Genomic DNA, 19,728 nt, shown 5'->3' on the forward strand with positions numbered 1-19,728 from the left:
CCTTCCACCATGTTGGATGTATTACAACAAGGTGTTCTTGAGCGCGCGCCCTTGCCCCTGCGATGGGTATTAAGAGATGTCAACTGTCCGCCTCAGACCTGGCGCCGATGCGGTGCAGGTGTTGTTGAGAATTAATAAACACGCGTGGCGGCCGGCGCCGCTCTCCATGTCGGCGTGGCAGGCCGGATCAAATCAAGCGCAGCTCGCGGGCGCGGGCGATTGCAGCCGTGCGGCTGCTGACCAGCAATTTTTGGTAGATATTACGCAGATACCATTTGACTGTCCCCTCCGAGATGGCCAGCTGCACGGCCAGGTGCCGGTTGTCCAGCCCGCACTGCAACAGTTTCAGGATCTCGACTTCGCGCTGGCTCAATTTCACGGCCGTGCCGAGCCCGGCGCAAAATGGCGGATTGCTGGCCGGGGCGGCATTGCAGGCACTGAACAAGCCGTCCAGATAGTCTTGCGCCGCCGGCCAGCTGCCGCGCCGGCGCAATTGCTCCAGCACCGCGCGCACCTCCGGCCCCTCGTCCACGATCGAACGCGACAGGCCACCGGCGGCGCCCAGGGCAACCGCCGTTTCCAGCACGGCGCAGGCATCGTCCATTCTTCCGGTTTGCTGCAGCAACACGCTTTTCAGCGCCAGCAGCCGCACCGTCAGGCGCACGCGCTGCTGCTTGCGGGTCTGCGCCAGCAAGTCGTCGATCGCCAGACCCAGCCCCTGCAAGCGGCCGGTGGCCAGGCGCAGGCGCAGTTCGATCAGCACCAGCTCGGACGAGCGCGCGAGAGCACCCGCCTCGCCCGGCTGCGCCGGATCGATCCCGGCGCCGCGCCCGACCTTGAGCGCCTCGTCGATGCGCCCTTCCTGCAGGTAGACGCGCACGCGCTCGGCCTGCAAGGCCACGGTCAGGCGCGGCAGGCCGCGCTCGCGGCCCAGCGCAATGCCATCGCCCAGGCAGGCATCGGCGGCGTCGCCCTGGTGATCGAAACGCAGCACGCGCGAGGAGGTGAGGAAGGCGGCGACGAAATTGGTCACCAGGCCGTACCTGGACGACATGCCGAAGGCGCTGGCCAGCACCTTGCGCGCCAGGTCGACATGGCCGCATTCATAGGCCGCATCGGCCAGCTGGATGCCGGTATTGGCGGCGATGATCGAATACGTCCCCAGCTCGCGGCAGTTTTCCTGGTACAGGCAAGCGAGCCCCTGTTCGGCCTCGCGCGCCTGGCCGCGTTCGAGCGCGATCACCTCGCGCATGCGGCGGCAGCCGGCCACGCCCGCATAATAATCGCAGCGCTCGTAAAACGCCTGCGCGCTCGCGCCCAGCGCCAGCGCCTCGCGGTAATCGTGTTCGATAAAGGCGAAGCAGGCCGCCGCCAGCTTGACGCGCGCGACGTCGATCGGGTTGCCGCTGCGCTCCCATTGCGCGCTCCAGGTCCGCTTGCTTTCGCGGACGCGCTCGACCCGGTTGCTAAACACATGGAACATATACCAGCAGATCTGCAAGTCGCCCAGGATGGCGGCATCGATCGCATCCTTGCCTTCGTAGACGCTGACCGCATAGCGCAGCGCCAGGTCCGACTCGATCGCCAGCAGCGCACTTTGCGCTTCGCGCAGGCGCCCGCTCCACATCACCGAACGCACGTACGACAGGCGCAGCGTGATGCGCTCGAACAGGGTCTCCTCCGGCAGGCGCTGATACCAGCGGATCAACTGATCGTGGTCGCCACGGCGCTGGGTGACATCCTCGACGCAGCGCTCGATCAGGTCGGCCGCCAGCGCCAGGTCGCCCGACTGGAAGGCGCAGCCAATGGCCTCGTCGCGCAAGCCATGGCGCGCGAACCAGGCGCTGGCCGCGCGGTTGGCCAGGCAGGCCTGGTCGGGCGCGCCGGCGGCGGTGGCGCCGCGCAGATAGTCGGACAACAGATGATGGTAGCGGAACCATTGCCCGCCATCGTCGAGCGCAATCAAGAACAGGTTATGCGCGCGGATCCACGCGATCGTCGCGCCGGCATCGTGCTGGCCGAGCGCCTCGCTGCACAGCGCCAGCGAAAAACGGTCGAACAAGGCGGTCAGGCTCAAAAAGCGCATGACGCCAGGGGGCACCTGCGATAGCACCGCTTCGAGCAGATAGGCGCTGACGTCGCGGTCGGTGCCGGAAAAGTCGTCGATGAAGCCGGCGCCGCGGCCATCGGCCTGGAGGGCCATCGCCACCAGCTGCAAGCCGGCGGCCCAGCCCTCGGTGCGCTCGAACAGGGTGCGCACCTGCTCCGCGCTCAGCGCCGGCAGTTGGGCGGCGTGCAGGAAGCACGCCGTTTCGTCCAGGGTCAGACTCAGTTCGGCGCTGCCGATGTCGGCCAGCACCTGCTGCCGGCGCAAGCCATCCATGGCCGCCGGCAGGCAATAGCGGCTGGCGACCAGCACGCGCAGGCAATCCGGGCTCACGCCCAGCAGCCAGGCCAGCAGCGCGTGGATGGCGGGGTTGTCGATCAGGTGATAATCGTCGAGGAACAGCGCCAGCGGCGTGGCGCGCGCGGCCAGGTCCTCGCACACCGAGCACAGAATCGCCTTGAGCGCGTCGACATTGGCCTCGTTCACGTCGGCCAGCCGGCACTGGCCCAGGCCGGGCAGCGCACGCTGGAGCGCTTCGATCACATACTGCAGGAAGCGCGCCGTTTCGTTATCCTGCGCATCCAGGCTCACCCAGCAGCTGGCGCAGCCGTCGGCGTCGAGCGCGCGCGCCAGCTTGAGCAGCGAGGTGGTCTTGCCGAAGCCGGCCGGCGCGCTCAGGCACACCACGCGGCGTTCCAGGGCCGCCGCCAGCACCAGGTCGAGGCGCGCCAGCGCCACCAGTTCGCCCGCCACCTGCGGCCGCCGGAACTTGGTCTCGATGAAGCGCCCGTCCGCTCGCGGCGCGCGCGGCATCGTCGGGGCGGGATCGGGCGCGGCCATCGTGGTCAGAGCAGGTTCAGGCTGCGCGCCCGCGCCACCGCGCCGCTGCGGTTGCGCACGGCGAGCTTGGCGAAGATATTATGCAGGTGCCACTTGACCGTCCCTTCCGAGACGAACAGCAGCGCGGCCAGCTCGCGGTTGGCCAGTCCGCGTTCGGCCAGTTTGAGCACCTGCACCTCGCGCGGCGACAAGGCATGCGCCTCGGGCGCCGCGGCCGGCTCGGGCGCTTCGGGCGGCGCATGCTGCGCCGGTGCGCCGCAAGCGGCCAGCAGCTGCGCCAGGTAGTCCGGCGACACCAGCCGCACATCGCGCCGGCGCGCATGCGACTGCCACGCGCCGTGCCCGGCGACCATGGCGCGCACCGGCTCGCCCTCGTCGGCAATCGAGCGGCACAAGCCGCCCTCCTCGCCGATCAGCAGCGCTTCATGCAGCGCCGCTCCCGCTTCCTCGTGCTCGGCGCGCGCGGCATGGTAGCGCGCTTGCAGGCACAGGAGCTTGACCAGCATGCGCAGCCGGCCCTGCGAGCGCGCGCGCGCACTCAATTCCTGCATGCGCGCGGCGATGGCGCCGCCATCGGTGCCGCCCTGCGCCAGGCGCAGGCGGATGCGCGCGATGCCGACCGCGACTTCCTCGGCCTCGGCGCGCCCGTGCGCGGCCGGCCCGGCCACGGCATCGATGGCGTCCAGCGCGCACTCGTGGCTGGCGGCGAGCGCCACCTCGTCCTGGCGCAGCGCCAGCCGGATGCGCTCGGCCATCAGGCTGCGCGCCAGGCGCACCTGCTTGCAGTGCAGCGCGCTGGCGACGCCGTTGGCCAGCACCGCGTCGGCAGCGCCGGGCTGGCCCTGCACGCACAGCAGGCGCGCGCGGGTCAGATACGCGGCCATGTAGTCTTCCAGCAGGCCGAAGCCGTGCGGAATCACGCCGCCCTCGCCCTGCGCCAGCGCGACCGCATCGGTGGGAATCGTCAGCGCGCTGTCGAGCGCCGCGGCGGCCGCGTCGATCTTGTCGAGTTCATACGCCGCCTGCGCCAGGTGCACCCCGGTGTGCGAGGACACCATGGAGTCGGCGCCCAGGCGGTCGCGGTTGGCGACGTACAAGGCCGCCAGCACCCGTTCGGCCTCGCGCGCCTGTCCCTGTTCGAGCCGGATGATGCTGATGAAGCGCTCGGTCCACACCACGCCCGAATAAAAATCGGCGGCCGCGTAAAAGGTTTCGGCGCTCTGGCAGGATTGTTCGGCGACGGCGTAATCGTGCGCCACGAAGGCGCTGTAGCCGATCGCGATGTGCGCGCGCGCGATGTCGGACGGCTGCGCCGACGGCCCCCAGCGCACCAGCCACGCGCGGCTGCGGCTGGCCGCCAGCGCGGTCTTGTCCTGGAATGCGTACAGCAGGCACCACAGCATCTCCATGGTGCACAGGGTGGCGGCAGCGCCGGCCACCGGCGGGCCGCTCCCCAGGTCGTATTCCAGTTCGGCCAGCGCGCTTTCGGCCTGCTCGAAGCGGTTGTTCCAGATGCTCGACCGGATGAAGGTCAGGCGCAGCTGCACGCGCTGGGCCAGCAGCCGGTAAGGCACGGCCGACATCCAGCGCAGCAGCGTATCAAAACCGGCGCGGGCCCGAATGAGTTCATCGACGCAGGCCGCGATCAGGTCGACCGCGCGCGTGCTGTCGTCGCCGGCCAGGGCGTAGCGGATCGCTTCATCGTTCTCACCGGCCCGTTCGCACCAGTGGCTGGCGGCGCGGTAGTCGGCGCGCGCGGCCGCGCCGTCGGCGTCCAGGTAGCGCGTGCGCAGATACTCGCCCAACAGGTGGTGATAGCGGAACGACTCGCCGCGCCGGTCCAGCGGGATGAGGAACAGATTGTGGGCGGCGATCCAGTCGATCAGTTCGGGCGCGTCGCGCAGGCCCAGCGCGTCCTGGCACAGGCGGCCCGAAAAACGGTCGAACAGCGCGGTGCGCGACATGAACTGGTCGACCTGGGGCGGCAGGCGCGCCAGCACCGCTTCCATCAGGTAGGACGCGATATCGTGCGCGCTGCCCGAAAAATCGCGGATGAAGCGTTCGCGGTCGGCGGCGTTTTGCAGCGCGATCGCCGCCAGCTGCAATCCGGCCGCCCAGCCTTCGGTGCGCTCGTACAGCACGCCGCAGTCGGCGCCATCGAGCGCGCCGGCGCCCACCACGTCCATGAAGGCGCAGGTTTCCTCGCGCGTCAGGCTGAGGTCGGCCGCGCCCAGGTCGGCCACGCCGCCGCACAGGCGCAAGCGGCTCAGTTTCAGGGGGATCCGGCTGCGCGAGCCGATATACAAGGTCAGCTGGACCGGGCTGACCGCCAGCAGCCAGTCCATCAGCTCGTGCACGGCCGGATTGGCGATGACATGGTAGTCGTCGAAAAACAGGGCCACGTCGCAGCTCTGGTGGGTCAGGCGGTTGCACATGGCCAGCAGCTGGCCGCGCCCGCTGGCGTGCGCCGTGGCGCTCGCGCCGGCCGGATGGGCGGCTGCCAGCGCGGTCGTGAGGTGCTGCAGGAAGCGCTCGACATCGTTATCGGCTTCGTCCAGATTGATCCAGCAGCTGCCCACCGCACGCGCCGCCAGCGCCGCCATCTGATGCGCCATGGTGGTGCTCTTGCCGAAACCGGCCGGGGCGACCAGGCACACGATACGGGCGCCAGCAACCGCCGCGATGCGCTGGTGCAAACGCGGAACGGGAAGAAACCGGACGGGCAGCACCGGCGGATGGAATTTTGCGTCTGTTGGCATGAAAAGGGCGTGCAAAAACACAAGTCGGACGGCGCGTCTCGCCACAGCCAAAACGTGAACAATCACGTCTTGTTTTGTGACAATTGCATTACATATTAACCGAAAAGCATCTAATGAATAGCGTGGATTGTTACTTTTTCACTGCCCCGGCGTGCGTGGCACGCATGATTGCGCAGAAGAAAAATTCTTAACAAACACATACATTTTCACAGGGAATCGATTTGACCGATTGGCAAGAACGAACCTAACTTTCGATAGGTAGCCAGCCTCCCGCTTCATGCTTTGATGTGATGACCGGCGCCTTTCGTGCCCGATGCGTCGGCCAAGAGATAGCCGCCGAACCCACAATCATGACAAGGAGTATTTATGCGTATACATATACATGTTGGCGGGAAACAATTATATGAGAGCTGCATGGTGAACATCCGTGAGTTTCGGTCGGCTGCCACGAGCAACGAGCTGCTCGCCTTCAGCGGGCTGGACATCTCGGCGCTGAACCCGCACGGCGGCAGCGCCGACTTCCTGTGCGATGCCAGCCTGTCCAACATCGTACTGGTCGACAGCCGCGAATACCGTCTGCTCGACGCCCTGGCCCCGGCCCAGCGCATGGCGCGCGGCATGGCCGACCGCCGCCTGTGGCCCGCGCCCCTGATCCTGGCGGTCGACGCCCACCAGAGCCCGCCCAGCGCCACCGATGCGGGCATGCTGGCCGCCGACTGGGTGTTCGCGCCGGTCAGTCCGACCGACCTGCTGCGCCGCGCCGCGCTGCTGCTGCACCGCTTGCAAACGCCGCCCGACAGCGCGCCCGAGACGTCCACGCCTACGCCGCAGCCGGCCTACCCCGGCGGACCGGCGCTGTCGCTGCATGCGGCATCGTTGTCGGTGGGCTACCAGGGCCGCTCGATCCGCCTGAGCCGCACCGAATTCATGCTGATCGACCTGTTTCTCAGCCGCACGGGCGGCGTGGTTTCCTTCGGTGAACTATCCGAATTTTTCCAGACCCAGGGCAAGGCCGACACGCGCAGCAATATTCGCGTGGGGATCTTCGAGCTGCGCCTGAAACTCGAACAACTGAGCGGCTCCGCGCTGGGCCTGGTCAGCATTTACCGCCAGGGCTACGCCCTGCGCCACACCAGCGGCCGCGCCGCGCAGCAATACGGCGCCCCGTTCACAGGCGCGTCAGGCAGCGGCTGGCCTCGACAATCTCGCGCCGAAACGGGTTGTTGACACTACTGGCCTTCAGCTCGTACCTGAAGGCCAGCCCATCGATGTCGAAACTGAGCTGGAACCGGTCGGCCTGCGCGGTTTTTTCCAGGCGCCCCAGGTCGAGCATATGCAGCCAGGCCCATGATCCCTCGGTGTGCAGGCTGCTCCCTGCGGCCGCGCCGGCCAGCAGCCGTACCTGCTCGCTGCCTTTGCCGCCAAGCACCTGGAAGCGCATCGCGGCGCCCGCCGCGGCTGTCCCATGACTGAGTAGTTGGCCCTCGATATCGAGCACGGCCCTGGCCAGCGCCGGGTCGGCGTCCAGCGGGCGCAGCGAAAAGCGCATCGCCACCCGCGTGCCGCCGTCGGCAAACCAGGTATCGCGGATGCGCGCGGCGCGCTGGAATTCGTCCAGCACCGCCTGGCTGAGCCCGAGACGGCTGCTGGCGCCCGGGCGCAGGCGCCAGCGCCCCGACCCGGTCTCGACATGCGGCGCCAGATGCGTGCTGAAGAAACTGTCGACCAGGCCGCCGGCACCATAAAAATTGCCGAAGTCTTCGGCGCTGGCGTCGACGCTGGCGCCGCGCACCAGCGGGTAGCGTCCCGCGATCGCGCTGCGGCACAGCTGCGCCGGCCCGGCTTGCCATAAGGCGTTCAGGCGCGCGTGTTCGTTGTCGAGCGTCAGGCCGGCCGCGCTGGCATGCGCCGTCATCAGCAGGGCCGCCATGGGCGTGGGCAAGCCCTCCCCCTGTTGGCGCAGCCCGGCCAGCGCGGGGCCGGCCGGCATCGGCTGGCCGCTTTGCTGCGCCAGGCCGACCGCGGCCAGCTCGGCGGATGCCTGTTTCAAGGATTCCATCAGGCGGTCGAACTCGCTGACCTTGTCCGCGCCCGCCGCCAGCAGGCGCTGCAGGCGCGCGAAATGCAGGTCAACCGGGTGCGCCGGCGGCGTGGCGGCCAGGGGTGCCGGCGCGGCCGACAGCGCGGCCTGGACCCGCGTGCTGGTCATCCGCACCACCTGTTGCAGGGCAAAGCCGGCGGCGGGGCTGGCGATGCCGCGCCCGGCGCCCGCCAGGCGGGTCTGGGTGGCGGCCGCCTGCAACAGCTTGCGCAGCGGCGATTCGCTCCCCGCCAGCGCGTTGAGGCTGCGCACGGCGGCGTCGACGCTGTCCACCGGCGCCAGGGCGATATCGGCCAGCAGCGCATCCCACTGGGAGATGTAGTCGTCGGCATACAGGCGCAGCACGGCGGCCTTCAAGCCCGCGTCGCGTCGCTCCAATACCCAGCCGTCGGCCGCTTCGGCAGCCACGGCCTGGTCGAGCAGGCCCAGGAAGGCCGTGTTGCCGGCCACCGTGTACATCCCCCCGATGCCGCGCGTGAATGGCAAGCCGCTGCGGCGCACCAGCACCTGGCTCAAACCCGGACCGCCGAGCGCGGCCAAGTCCAGGTCGGGCAGCCCGGCCAGGGCCGGCGCCTGGCGCAGGCGCTGGTAGACGCGCTCGCTGAGCGGCAGCGCATCCAGCGACTGGCGGGTGGCGGCGATCAGTTGCGGGTCCAGTTGCACCGCCGCGCCGTCCAGCGTGCGCGCCGAGAACAAGGCGGCCAGATGGCGCGCAACCGGCGCGGCGCCGTCGAGATGGCGTTCGGCCCAGCCGCGCAGGGCCAGCGGATCGCGTTGCCGGGGCTGGCCCAGCATCAGATAGGCACGCAGCAAGTCGTAGCGGGCGTCGCTGTCCTGCGCGGCGCCCCGGCGCAGTTCGGTTTCCATGCGCTCCCGCACGCGCGGCAGCAAGGCGCTGCGCAGCAGGCGGCGGTAGGCCTGGTCCGCCGCCGCGCCCAGGCGCTCGCCCTGATACAAGCCGAGCCGCATCAGCGGCGGAATACCGGCACCGGAGTCCGGCATGGTGCTGACGGCATCGAGCAGCGCCAGCGGCGCCTGGAGCGTACGGTCGGCCGCAAGCACGGCAAGCGCCGCCTGCTGCGCCTGCACGGCCTGGCGCGCCGCCTGCTGTACATAGGTGCGGTTGCCGGTGAAGCTGCGCGCCAGGCCGGCCGTGCCCGCGAGCAGGATCAGGGCGCTGGCCGCCAGCGCGATGCGCCCGTGCAGCCGCCGACGGCGCGCGCGCGCGGCGCTGTGCGCCTTCAGGCCGCTCTCCTGGAACACCAGGTCGCGCAGCAGGCGCGTCAGGAAATAGCTGCGCGCACCCGGTCCGAAGCCGGCATCGGCCGGCGCCGCGCTGGCAAAATAGGCTCCGCGCAGCATCAGTTCGTCGCCAAACTCGCTGGGCTGGAAGGCCTCGTCCAGGAATGTGTGCAGCGCGTCGCCCAGGGCGGAAAATTGCTGCGGGAAGCCGAACAGCAGCGCGCGCCGCGTGTCGTCGCCTTCGCCCTGCATGCGCTCGATCAGACGCGTGCGGATCTGGTGTTCGAGGGCGCCGAAGCGCGCGCCGGCATCCGCGCCGGCCGTTTCCGCCCCGAGCGGGAAGCTCATGCCCCACACCTGGGTGCGGTCATGCTCGCCCAGCGCGTCGAACCAGGCGCCGAAACCGGGCAGCAGGTCGCACTTGCTGACCACCACATACAGCGGTACCACGACGCCGAGCTGGCGCTGCAATTCATCGACGCGCGCGCGGATCGCCTGCGCCTGCGTGCGCCTGGCCGCCGCGCCCTGGGCCAGCATGGCGGCCGCGCTCAGCACCACGATCACCCCGCCCAGCGGACACTGGCGGCGTTTCCGGCGCAGCAGATCGAGCACGCCGGCCCAGGCGGCGCCATCGTCCGTGCTGTAGTGGCCGGGGGTATCGAGCAGCAGCGCGGCGCCGTTGACCCGCCATTCGCAATGCGCGGTCGGCGCCAGGGTGCGCCCGGCGCGTGCCTGCGCCAGTGCCATGGTCAGGCCCGACTGCTCCAGCATGCTGGTTTTACCGCTGCCGGGGCCGCCCAGCAGCACGTACGATGGCAGCGGCGCCGCCCAGCGCGCGCGCCCCTTGCGTGCCAGGGCCAGGGCCGCGCGCAAGCGCTGTGCCAGCAGGCGCCGTTCGGCCTCGGCGGCCAATTGCCCGGGTTCCGGCGGACTCGCTTGCGCGCGCCGCGCCAGCGCCGCCCGGCCCCAGCGCACGCCCAGCCAGACCAGCCAGGCGGCCAGCAGCGCCACCATCGCCAGCGCCCGCGAGCGTGGCGATGCGAACGGCACGGCGCCATTGAATGCCAGCAGCGGCGCCTGGGTCCAGATCAGCACTGCCAGCAGCAACAGCGCGATGAGCGCCAGGCCAGCCGGCGAGACAAGAAAGCGCAGCAATCGTTTCATGGGGTTCCCTCCTGGTGCTCGCGCGACAGGATGATCACCACGCGCCGGTTGCGGGCGCGGCTGGCCGCGCTGTCGTTGGGCACCAGCGGCGCGCTATCGCCGCGCCCCTGGGCCGTGAAGCGCTCCGCCGACGCCGCGCGCGCCGCCAGCAGCGCCGCGACCGTGGCCGCGCGCGCGCCCGAGAGCGCGTGGTTCGACGGAAAGCGCGGCGAGGCGCTTTTCACGTCGTCGGTATGGCCGATCACCAGCACCCGTCCCGGCAAGGGTGCCAGCGCGCCGGCAATGCGCTCGAGCAGCGGCAGGAATGGCACGGCAACATCGGCGCTGCCCGAGGCGAACACGCCCTCCCCGTGCAACACGATGGTCGACTGGCCGGCGCCATCGGTGACGCTGATCAGGCCGCGTTCGACGTCGGGCGCCAGCAAGGCGGCCAGGCGCGGCGCGGCCGCGACCGTTGCAACAGGCGGCAGGGGCGCGCCATCGGGCACGTTCAGCGCGGCCAGACTGGCCGCGACCGGATCCGCGCTACGCTCGAGCGCCAGGCGGGCGCCAACGCCCAGTACCAGCAGCGTGGCCAGCATCGCCGTCAGCGTGAGCGCCAGCACGCCCGGACGCGCCGCAGGGCGCGCCACCGCCTGCGCCTGCCAATCGGGCGACAAGGCCATCTCGCCGGCGCCTCTTTGCTTGCGGATCAGGAGCTGCAAACGCTGGCGGATGGTGTCGAGCCGCGCCTGCCCGCCATCGATGACGCGGTAGCGCCCTTCCAGCCCCAGCGCCAGGCACAAATACATCAATTCCAGCAAGTCCAGGTTGGCGTCCGGGTCCTGGCACAGCTTCTGCAAGATCAGGAAGAACTTTTCGCCGCCAAACGCTTCGTTGTGAAAGTGCACCAGCAAGCTCTGGCTGGCCCAGACGCCATTCCCGCCCCACGCCGTGCCTGAGATCGTTTCATCGAGCAAGGTGCACAGGCAATATTGCGCTCCCGCCACGGTGGCCGGCGCGCTGCCGTGGCGGGCGGCGTCGGCGGCAAAGCGCTGCATCCCTTGCAGCAATTGCTGGCGCAGCGCCGGCAAGTCGACATGGGCCGTGCCGGCGCGCGCTTGCAGTGCGAACGCCAGCAGCGGCGTGGCCAGCCCGGCCAGGGCATTCGGCCAGCGCGGCGCATCGAACGCGCGCGGCCCCGGCGCGAACGCCAGCGGCGCCTGCTTCCCCGCCACGGCGGCCTTGGCCGGGCGCACGCGCCGGGGCGCGGCCTGGTCGACACGCAAGACGGTCTGTTCCCAGTCGGGCGGCGCTGCGCCCTCTCTATCGATTTGCAACACGGTATGCCTTTCTCAGGAGCGGATCGCCCAGAACGCCATCTGCAAGCCAGGAAAGTCGCCCGCCACATGCATGGCGAAGCCGGCCGAGCTGCTCAATTGCTGCCAGGAGTCAGCGCCGCGCTCCAGTTCGAAGTAGGTAAAGCCGGCATGGAAGGGCAACTGGCGCGGCGCCACCGCCAGCGGGCGCAGGCCGATGCCGGGCAGTTGCAGGTTGACCAGGTCGCGGATGCTTTCCACCGAGCCGATCTTGATCTGGCGCGGCAGCATCAGCCGCAGCGTCTCGGCCGGCATCTGGGCGTTGACCGCCAGCACGAAGGTGGCCGACTTGACCAGCTCGGGGTCGCGCAGCAAGGCCACGCGGATGCCGTACTGGCGCTCGTCGAGCGCCAGTGCCACCGCCTGCGTCTCGAGCACCAGCGACAGTGCCTGGCGCAGGTCTTCGATCAGCGGCGCGAAGCTGGCGTGCAGATCGTCGTGGCGGTAGGCCGGGTAGCGCGCCGCGCGCCGCGCGCCAGCCCCGAAACTGCGCAATTCGCCCGCCAGTTGCAGCGCGGCGCGGTAAAACGCTTCCGGGTGCAGCAGCGGCGTCGCCGCCAGGTGCGCGAACAGCGGATCGGCGCGGTTAATCACTTGCAGCATCAGGAAATCGGCAATCTCGGCAGCGCCCGCAGCACCCGGCTGGCCCAGGCGCTGGGCGAGCGCATCGCCGCGCTGGCGCAGCAGGCCGAGCAGCTCGTCGGCAAAGCCGCGCAAATAAGGCGCCACGCGCAGATCGAGCGATGGCGGCTGGTAATCGGGATCGAGCATCAGCTGTTTGTCGGGGCGGCGCTCGATCACACGCGCCACGCCGAGGCAGGCATGGGCGCTGGCCGCGTCCGACGCCAGCATCAGGCGCAGCCGCAGCTTGCCGACCTGGACCAGCGCGCTGCTGTCCAGGCCGGTGCTATCGCGCACGTCCTGCTCGGCCGTGGCATGGCGCGCGTAATTGTCGGCGCCGGCGCCGTTCATGGTGACTTCGTCGACGCCTGGGCGGCGCAGGGGCACGGCGAGCACCACCAGCAGGTCGCGCGCATCCTCGGGGATGTCTAGCGGCAGCGGCAATTCTTCGTCGCAGGGCAAGCTGAACACGGTTCCGTCCGGCATGACGGCGGCGCAGGAGCTCAGCGCAATGCGGCCGGATGCGAGCTGGGCCACGTCGATGGCCAGCCGCGAGAAGCCATGGCCGTACGGCCCCAGGGCGCGCACGCGGGCGTCGAGCTGGTGTTGCAGATAGCGGTCGTGCTGTTGCAGATGCTGCGGTTGCAGCAGCATGCCCTCGGACCAGACGACTTTACGGTTGCATGACATGGTTCAGGTTCCAGGGTGGTCGTGCGGAAGGGGCGCCGTTCAGCGCTCGCCCTGCATGTTGCGCAGGCGCGCGTCGTAGGCGGCGGCGAACGGCGCGCCGAACAGCTGCTCGAAGTCGTGGCGCGCGGCCAGCGCCAGGTTGTCGTGGGCGTGCACGGCGTGCGTCCACAGGCGCGCCTCGCACTGCGACGGCAGCAGCCGGGCGAGCGCGCCGGATGGCCCGGCGTCGGCGGCGATGCGCACCGGGTCGAGACGGGCGATCACGCCCGCCAGGGCGGCGCGCAGGCCGGCTTCGATCGCCGCCTCGTGGCAGCGCACGCCGTCGAAGGCGCTGGCGATGGCCTTGTCGGCGCCCATGGCGCCAATGTCGGGCGCGAACAGCAGGTGCGCCAGCGCGCTCTCGGCATCGGGACAGGCCAGCAAGGGATTGCGCGTGTCTTGCGGCGGCGCTTGCACCTCGTAGCGCGCATCGCGGCGGCTGGCGGCGCGTGCCTTGAGCACGGCCATCGCACCGGCGGTGGCCTGGCGCAGCATCACGCCGGCCAGGTGGGCCAGTTCGGTGGGCGGCTGCGCGCACGTGGCATCGGACAGGCCCATGCCGGTCAACAGGGCCTGGAGTACGGCCTGCGCGCCGCCATCGGCGGGGGGCGTCACATCGGCCAGCGGATCGTAGTCGTCCGGGATCAGCATGCGCGGCGCGCTGCACAAGCGCACCTGGTCCATCGGGATCGCATGCGAGGCGACATGGTCGAATTCGGCGGCGCCGCTGTCGGCGGTGCGCCAGCCATCGGTCAGCAGGCCAAGCGGGTCGTCGCCATCGGCCATTGAGGAGGCGCCGATCAAGTCCAGGATATTGGTGCTGGCTGCCGCCTGCTCGACGCCGGCCAGCATGGGCATGGCGAAGTTGGCCGGCGGCGCCAGTTCGACAGCGAGCACGTAGTCGCCGATGGCCAACTGGTCGCCATCATTGAACGGCGCGGATTCGCCGCTGGCGAGCGGGCGGCCGTTGATGGCGCTCGGGTTGCGGCCGACGTCGGTCAGGCTGTAGCGGCCGGACTCGACAACGATGCGGGCGTGCTCGCGCGAGATGGTCTGGCCGGGGTCGGGCAGCGCCACCGCGCAGCCGGGCGCGCGGCCCACGCTGGCGCCGGCGTGGCCGATGCAAAACGTGGCCGGCGGCACGGGAGGCTGGCCGTGGTGGCTGAGAATGCGCAAGGTCAGTGGCATCATGGGCGCCTCAATTGATCTTGACCAAAGCGCCTTCGATCGACATGATCGCGCCCGATTTGATGCTGGCCATGGCGCCCGACTTGACGGTCAGGTTGGCGTCGGCCTGCACCAGCACTTCCGGCGCCTTGATCGTGATCTTGCCCGGCTCGATCTTGATGCTGCTGGCGCCGACCTTCAGTTCGATCGAGGAATTGGCTTCGAGGACGATGCTTTTACCCGCCGACACGGTCTGGTCGCCGCCGATGTCGACCGCCTGCTTGCCGCCGACGTCGAGCTTCTGGTCGGCCTTGATGTTGACGCACTGGTCCTTGCCGATGTCGAGCCGCTGGTCGTTGCCGACCTTGCACTGCTGGTCGTGGCCGATCTCCAGTTGCTGGTCGTTGTGGATCGAAATCGACTGGTCGCCCTTGTCCTTCTTATCAAAGCCGACCTTGAGCGTGTCGTTGTTCTTGACCACGCGCAGATAGTCTTTTTCGGCCTGCACGAAAATCTCTTCGGCGTCCTTTTTGTCGTCCAGCCGGATCTCGTTGAAACCGCTGCCGTCGATGCTGTGCGACTTGATGGTCGAGCGGCTTTGCTGCTGCGGCAGGGTATAAGGCGGCATGGCGTCGCTGTTGTAGACGCAGCCGGTGACCAGCGGGCGGTCCGGATCGCCCTCCAGGAAGTCGACCACGACCTCCATGCCCACGCGCGGAATGAACATCGCGCCCCAGCCCTTGCCGGCCCACGCCTGCGATACGCGCACCCAGCATGAACTCTTGTCGTCGTCCTGGCCGTCGCGGTCCCAGTGGAACTGCACCTTGATGCGGCCGTATTTGTCGGTCCAGATTTCCTGGCCCGGCTTGCCGACCACGATGGCGGTCTGCGGCCCTTGCACGCGCGGCCTGGCGATGTGCGGCAGCGGGCGGTAGCCGTGATCGGCGCCGATGGCGGAAAAGCGGCACAGCGCGCGCAGCGGACGCGAGATGGCGGAGGAAGCGTAGTCGTCGCCTTCGATGGTGAAGTCGGTCGCGGTGACGAGGTAGGCGCGGTTCTGGTCCGCGCGCGGATGGCCGCTCAGACCGAACAAGCCGCCCGGGTACAGGCCGCGCGCATTGGTCGCCGCACTGACTTGCTCGCCCTGCCCGTGCACGCTTTCCATGCGCCCCAGCGCCAGTGCTTCGCCTTCCTGGGCGCTGGCGTGGGTGCCGGGATAGTCGAACAATTCGTACAGGGGCTGGGTGGAGGCGGCCGCGCGCGCCCGCACCAGCAGGCTGCCGCTGGCGCTGGCGGCGGCCTTTTCGAAGTCGTAGTCGTTGAGCACATAGGCGCCCGAAGCGATTTCGCCCGCGGCCGACCAGGTCTGCACGCTTTCGCGGTCGGCGGCGTTGGCGCCGCTCTCGCCGCAAAAGGCCAGCGCGCCATAGCCGGCGATGGTGCTATGCGCGGCATAGGAGTCGGCCAGTACCATCGTGTGATGGCCGCTGGCGTGGGTGAAGTAGAAGTAGATGCCGGCGTGTTCGAGCAGGCGGCAGACGAAATCGAAATCGGTTTCGCGGTATTGCACGCAGAACGGCAGCTTGGCGTACTCGCCGCTCAAGCCCCTGGACGACAGGTCGGCCAGGCCGCCATAGACGGCCGCGCCGCAGACTTCCTTGACGATCTCGATCACGCTGCGGTTCTGGAAAATGCGGCAGTTCGAGGAGCGCTTGAGAAGCCACAGCCAGGGGTGGACGGTGGCTTCGTAGACGGCGAACTTGTCGTTCCAGCCGCTCATGCCGAAGCGCGTGACGATGCCGTTCCAGTGGCGCGCCTTGCCGCCCGCGAGATTAAGGCGCACGGTGAGCGGCTTGCCCAGGACGTCGTCGATCCTGATGGCGTGATTGGTGCTGAACAGCTGCAAGCGGTATTCCGGCAGACGGCCCAGCCGCTCGGTTCCATTCATGCGATGGAACAGCAGCGTGTCGGCACCCAGCGGGGTGCTGACGGAAACGTCTCGGTTCTCTTGCGTGTCGAGCATGGGGTCCTTTGCGAAGTCGGTGCGCTCGCGCGTCTAGGGAATCATCGTCTTGATGGTCCCGGCGGTGGTGAAGGCGATCGCCCCGCCCCAGTTGCACAGGCACTTCGACAGGTTGTCGAGCGCCGGCATATTGCCCAGCAAGACCGTCGGTGCGCCCGTGACCCAGGGCGCGCTGGTGACGGGGATGCAGGGCATGGGCGTGAGCGCGCCCAGCGCGGCGGCGGTGGCGGCGGCCACCATCGGGTTGGCCATCGAATTGCACATGCCGAAAGGCGGAATGTTCACGATCGGGATGTGGTCCATGATGTTGGCCGCCGGCGGACCTTCGGCCAGCACCTTGTTCTTGGGGAGTACCACGAGGGTCGACGGCGCGACGCCGAAGGTGCAGGTCATCATCGCGCCCATGGAAACCTGGCTTGCCATCAGCTTCTTTCGATCAAATGGACGGTGCCGCGTTCGAGATCGAGCTCCGTCTTGAGGTACAGGTGTTCGGGAAAAGGCTGGCCCCACAGTTCGGCGCAGATATCGAACAGGATGGTGTTGCTGGCGTTGGCGGCGGAAGCGACCGCGCTGACCGACACCGAATTGCGCAGCAGGCGCGGCTCGAAATCCCAGATCGCCTGGCGGATGCCTTGTTCAAGACCGGCCAGATCGAGGCCGTCGACGCTGACGCCGGAAATATCGGGAATGCCGTAATTGAGAACGCTGTCGTGCACGTGGCGCGGCACGCCGCTTTGGGCGCGCGGGAACAGGCTGCTGGCGTTGAGCAGCCAGGTCAGGTCGCGCAGCACGGCGCGGCGCAGGCCGGCCATGCACAGCACGCGCTGCTCGCGCGGCTCGGATGCCTGGTCCGGCGCGAGGTCGGTCAGGCGGTCGAGCAGCGAGGGCTGCAAGCGCTCGCGGGGTGCCAGTTCAGGCATGGTTCGTTGCTCCCAACAGGTCAGATGCCATTTCAGCCGCACTCCCGGGTCCGGGTGGCCCGGGAGTGCGCTCTCCTTATGCTGCCGCTTTTCCGTTCGCGTCATTGCCGGCGATATTCCAGATCAATTCGCCTCTATTTTTAGTATCGCCTTTCTGATCCTGGACGAAGTACTCGACCTTGACTTCGCCAAAGTGCAGGGACACGTTTTCGGTCAGGCGGTCTTCGCCGCCGCTGCCGCCGGTCGAAATCGACGTGACCAGTACCCTCGACATGGTGATTTTCAGATAAGGCTTCTGGCCCTCGCCGGCCTTGCGCACCAGCAGCGTGCACACGGGGATGTGCGAGCCCTTGGTCAGCGCGATCATCAGCCCGGTCGATGCGGTATCGAGGTACTTGGTGAACGACAGGTCCTGCGCCGACGCCTTGCCGGAGCCGCCGCCGCCGCCGCCGTGGAAGGAACCGGAATTCTGCAGTCCCCAGCCCCACGCCAGGATGTCGACGTCGCCCAAGGGGCCCTGCACTGTGTCCTGGCATTCACCCTTGATGTTATCGCCCAGGTTCAGGAACATATCTACAGCCATTTTTCACTCCTTATGATGCCGGCGCTTGCCGGCGTTGTGCTACAAAAGGACCAGGCGCCATGCCCGGTTCACGCTCCCTGCCAAACCTTATGCGCCTGCCGCCGACGGCAGCTTGGAGACCAGCCGCAGCGACACGGTCAAGCCCTCCAGCTGATAGTGCGGACGCAGGAAAAACTTGGATGTGTAGTAGCCCGGATTGCCTTCGACTTCTTCCAGGATCACCTCGGCGTCGGACAACGGTTTTTGCGACTTGGTGCGCTCGCTGGAATTGGCCGGGTCGCCGTCGACATAGCGGTTGATCCAGTTGCTCAGCCAGCGCTCCATCTCGTCGCGGCCCTTGAATGAACCGATCTTGTCGCGCACGATGCACTTGAGGTAGTGCGCGAAGCGGCAGGTGGCGAACAGGTATGGCAGGCGCGCCGCCAGGTTGGCGTTGGCGGTCGCATTCGGATCGTCGTATTCGGCCGGCTTGTGCAGTGACTGGGCGCCGATGAAGGCGGCGAAGTCGGTGTTTTTCTTGTACACCAGCGGCATGAAGCCGTTGGCCGCCAGTTCGGCCTCGCGCCGGTCGGAAATGGCGATCTCGGTGGGGCACTGCATGGCCACGCCGCCGTCGTCGGTCGGGAAGGTATGCACCGGCAAGCCCTCGACCGCGCCGCCCGATTCGATGCCGCGAATGCGCGAGCACCAGCCGTACTCCTTGAAGCTGCGGTTGATATTGACCGCCATCGCATAGGCCGCGTTGGCCCAGGTGTAGTTCTTGCTGCCCGGGGCGCTGGTGTCTTCCTCGAAATCGAATTCCTCGACCGGGTCGGATTTGGCGCCGTACGGCTGGCGCGCCAGGAAGCGCGGCATCGCCAGGCCCACGTAGCGGGCATCCTCGGTTTCGCGGAACAGGCGCCAGGCGGCATGCTCCGGCGTCTGGAAAATCTTGGTGAGGTCGCGCGGATTGGCCAGCTCCTGCCACGATTCCATCAGCATCACCGATGGTGCGGCGGCGGCCAGGAACGGCGCGTGGGAGGCTGCGGCCACCTTGGCCATGGCGGCCAGCAGTTCGACGTCGGGCGGGCTGTTGTCGAAGTAGTAGTCGGCCACGATGGTGGCGAACGGCTCGCCGCCGAACTGGCCGTACTCTTCTTCGTACATTTTCTTGAAGATCGGACTCTGGTCCCAGGCCACGCCCTTGTACTTCTTGAGCGTTTTGCCCAAGTCGTTTTTCGACACGTTCATCACCCGGATCTTCAGGCTTTCATCGGTCTCGCTGTTGTTGACGAGGTGGTGCAGGCCGCGCCAGGCGCCTTCCAGTGCCTGGAACTGCGGCGCGTGCAGCACCGCGTTGATCTGGTCGCTCAGTTTCTTGTCGAGCGCCGCGATCAGGCTTTCGATGGTGCCCAGCACGTCGTCCGATACCAGGGCGGTGCCGGCCAGCGCTTGCGCGGCCAGGGTGCGCACCGCATTGTCGACCGCTTCTTTCGCCCGGTCGGACTGGGGCTTGAATTCCTTTTGCAGCAGGGCGCCAAAGTCGCTCATGTCGAGCGTTGCGCCGCCCTGCTGCGCTGGTGCGCTTGTTTCTACGTCTGTCTCTGCCATGGTGGTCGCTCCGTTGTCTGTTTATTCTTGCGGCTTGGGCGCCGCGCTCAATGCCTGCATCAGGGCCGGTTCTTGCAGCAGCCGGGCGATCAATTCCTCGGCGCCGGTCTTGCCGTCCATGTAAGTCAACAGGTTCGACAACTGGGCGCGCGCTTCCAGCAGCGCCTTGAGCGGCTCGACGTTGCGGGCGATGGCCGCCGGCGAGAAATCGTCGAGCGAGGAAAACGTCATGTCGATTGCCATGTTCCCTTCGCCGGTCAGGGTGTTGGGCACCTGCAGCACCACGCGCGGCTTCATGGATTTGAGGCGCTCGTCGAAATTGTCGATGTCGACTTCAAGGAACTGGCGCTCGGCCACTGGCGCGAGCGGCTCGGCGGGCTGGCCCGACAGGTCCGACATCACGCCCATGACAAAGGGCAGGCGCACCGTCTTTTCGCTGCCGTACACCTCCACGTCGTATTCGATCTGCACACGCGGCGCGCGATTACGCCCGATGAATTTTTGGCTACTCTGACTACCCACGG

At 68.3% G+C, this 19,728-nt stretch carries 13 protein-coding genes; 1 reads left to right on the top strand and 12 read right to left on the bottom strand.

Features of this window, described 5'->3' with window-relative positions; translation table 11 throughout:
* Positions 1-187 precede the first annotated feature (187 nt).
* Together PO883_RS00230 and PO883_RS00235 are read right to left on the bottom strand one after the other, a co-directional pair.
* A complete protein-coding gene (locus tag PO883_RS00230; RefSeq protein WP_289307980.1) occupies positions 188-2,947 on the bottom strand; it encodes a LuxR C-terminal-related transcriptional regulator in 2,760 nt (919 codons plus the stop codon).
* Positions 2,948-2,952: 5 nt separating this feature from the next.
* Positions 2,953-5,706: a LuxR C-terminal-related transcriptional regulator gene (locus PO883_RS00235; protein WP_289307981.1), complete on the bottom strand. Its 2,754-nt coding sequence runs from the start codon at positions 5,704-5,706 to the stop codon at positions 2,953-2,955.
* Positions 5,707-6,120: 414 nt separating this feature from the next.
* Here PO883_RS00235 and PO883_RS00240 point away from each other — a divergent pair, with 414 nt between their 5' ends.
* Positions 6,121-6,933: a helix-turn-helix domain-containing protein gene (locus PO883_RS00240; protein WP_289307982.1), complete on the top strand. Its 813-nt coding sequence runs from the start codon at positions 6,121-6,123 to the stop codon at positions 6,931-6,933.
* Here the strand turns inward: PO883_RS00240 and tssM are convergent.
* The 10 genes from tssM to tssB all read right to left on the bottom strand — a co-directional run bounded on the left by tssM (position 6,875) and on the right by tssB (position 19,726).
* Positions 6,875-10,213 carry a type VI secretion system membrane subunit TssM gene (gene tssM / locus PO883_RS00245; RefSeq protein WP_289307983.1) on the bottom strand — a complete coding sequence of 1,113 codons (3,339 nt, stop codon included), beginning with the start codon at positions 10,211-10,213 and terminating at the stop codon, positions 6,875-6,877. The genes PO883_RS00240 and tssM overlap by 59 nt on opposite strands.
* The gene (gene icmH, locus PO883_RS00250; protein ID WP_289307984.1) at positions 10,210-11,532 is read right to left on the bottom strand and encodes a type IVB secretion system protein IcmH/DotU; all 1,323 of its coding nucleotides are present in this window, start codon (positions 11,530-11,532) and stop codon (positions 10,210-10,212) included. Before icmH ends, tssM begins: the two co-directional genes overlap by 4 nt.
* A gap of 15 nt (positions 11,533-11,547) precedes the next feature.
* The gene (gene tssK, locus PO883_RS00255) at positions 11,548-12,882 is read right to left on the bottom strand and encodes a type VI secretion system baseplate subunit TssK (RefSeq protein WP_289307985.1); all 1,335 of its coding nucleotides are present in this window, start codon (positions 12,880-12,882) and stop codon (positions 11,548-11,550) included.
* 39 nt (positions 12,883-12,921) lie between these two features.
* Complete coding sequence (locus PO883_RS00260; protein WP_289307986.1) at positions 12,922-14,112, bottom strand: type VI secretion system-associated FHA domain protein; 1,191 nt, start codon at positions 14,110-14,112, stop codon at positions 12,922-12,924.
* A 7-nt stretch (positions 14,113-14,119) separates the two neighbouring features.
* Entirely contained in the window at positions 14,120-16,111 is a 1,992-nt protein-coding gene (locus tag PO883_RS00265; protein WP_289307987.1) for a type VI secretion system Vgr family protein, read from the bottom strand.
* 33 nt (positions 16,112-16,144) lie between these two features.
* The gene (locus PO883_RS00270) at positions 16,145-16,534 is read right to left on the bottom strand and encodes a DUF4280 domain-containing protein (RefSeq protein ID WP_167089773.1); all 390 of its coding nucleotides are present in this window, start codon (positions 16,532-16,534) and stop codon (positions 16,145-16,147) included.
* The gene (gene tssE / locus PO883_RS00275; RefSeq protein ID WP_289307988.1) at positions 16,534-17,031 is read right to left on the bottom strand and encodes a type VI secretion system baseplate subunit TssE; all 498 of its coding nucleotides are present in this window, start codon (positions 17,029-17,031) and stop codon (positions 16,534-16,536) included. Before tssE ends, PO883_RS00270 begins: the two co-directional genes overlap by 1 nt.
* A 76-nt stretch (positions 17,032-17,107) precedes the next feature.
* Positions 17,108-17,614 (bottom strand): type VI secretion system tube protein Hcp, encoded by a 507-nt coding sequence (locus tag PO883_RS00280; protein ID WP_289307989.1) that lies wholly within the window; start codon positions 17,612-17,614, stop codon positions 17,108-17,110.
* Positions 17,615-17,701: 87 nt separating this feature from the next.
* On the bottom strand, positions 17,702-19,204 hold the full coding sequence (gene tssC, locus PO883_RS00285; RefSeq protein ID WP_373890019.1) for a type VI secretion system contractile sheath large subunit: 1,503 nt from the start codon (positions 19,202-19,204) through the stop codon (positions 17,702-17,704).
* Positions 19,205-19,225: 21 nt separating this feature from the next.
* Positions 19,226-19,726, bottom strand: a complete 501-nt coding sequence (tssB, locus tag PO883_RS00290; protein WP_289307990.1) for a type VI secretion system contractile sheath small subunit — start codon at positions 19,724-19,726, stop codon at positions 19,226-19,228.
* Between the last annotated feature and the right edge of the window lie 2 nt (positions 19,727-19,728).

It is taken from the genome of Massilia sp. DJPM01, assembly GCF_030348125.1.
GTDB classification, from domain to species: domain Bacteria; phylum Pseudomonadota; class Gammaproteobacteria; order Burkholderiales; family Burkholderiaceae_D; genus Telluria_A; species Telluria_A frigida.

Excerpts from the sequence above, each read along its gene's own strand:
- PO883_RS00230 (WP_289307980.1), bottom strand. The coding sequence starts at position 2,947 with ATGGCCGCGCCCGATCCCGCCCCGACGATGCCGCGCGCGCCGCGAGCG.
- PO883_RS00235 (WP_289307981.1), bottom strand. The coding sequence starts at position 5,706 with ATGCCAACAGACGCAAAATTCCATCCGCCGGTGCTGCCCGTCCGGTTT.
- PO883_RS00240 (WP_289307982.1), top strand. The coding sequence starts at position 6,121 with ATGGTGAACATCCGTGAGTTTCGGTCGGCTGCCACGAGCAACGAGCTG.
- tssM (WP_289307983.1), bottom strand. The coding sequence starts at position 10,213 with ATGAAACGATTGCTGCGCTTTCTTGTCTCGCCGGCTGGCCTGGCGCTC.
- tssK (WP_289307985.1), bottom strand. The coding sequence starts at position 12,882 with ATGTCATGCAACCGTAAAGTCGTCTGGTCCGAGGGCATGCTGCTGCAA.
- PO883_RS00260 (WP_289307986.1), bottom strand. The coding sequence starts at position 14,112 with ATGATGCCACTGACCTTGCGCATTCTCAGCCACCACGGCCAGCCTCCC.
- PO883_RS00265 (WP_289307987.1), bottom strand. The coding sequence starts at position 16,111 with ATGCTCGACACGCAAGAGAACCGAGACGTTTCCGTCAGCACCCCGCTG.
- PO883_RS00270 (WP_167089773.1), bottom strand. The coding sequence starts at position 16,534 with ATGGCAAGCCAGGTTTCCATGGGCGCGATGATGACCTGCACCTTCGGC.
- tssE (WP_289307988.1), bottom strand. The coding sequence starts at position 17,031 with ATGCCTGAACTGGCACCCCGCGAGCGCTTGCAGCCCTCGCTGCTCGAC.
- PO883_RS00280 (WP_289307989.1), bottom strand. The coding sequence starts at position 17,614 with ATGGCTGTAGATATGTTCCTGAACCTGGGCGATAACATCAAGGGTGAA.
- tssC (WP_373890019.1), bottom strand. The coding sequence starts at position 19,204 with ATGGCAGAGACAGACGTAGAAACAAGCGCACCAGCGCAGCAGGGCGGC.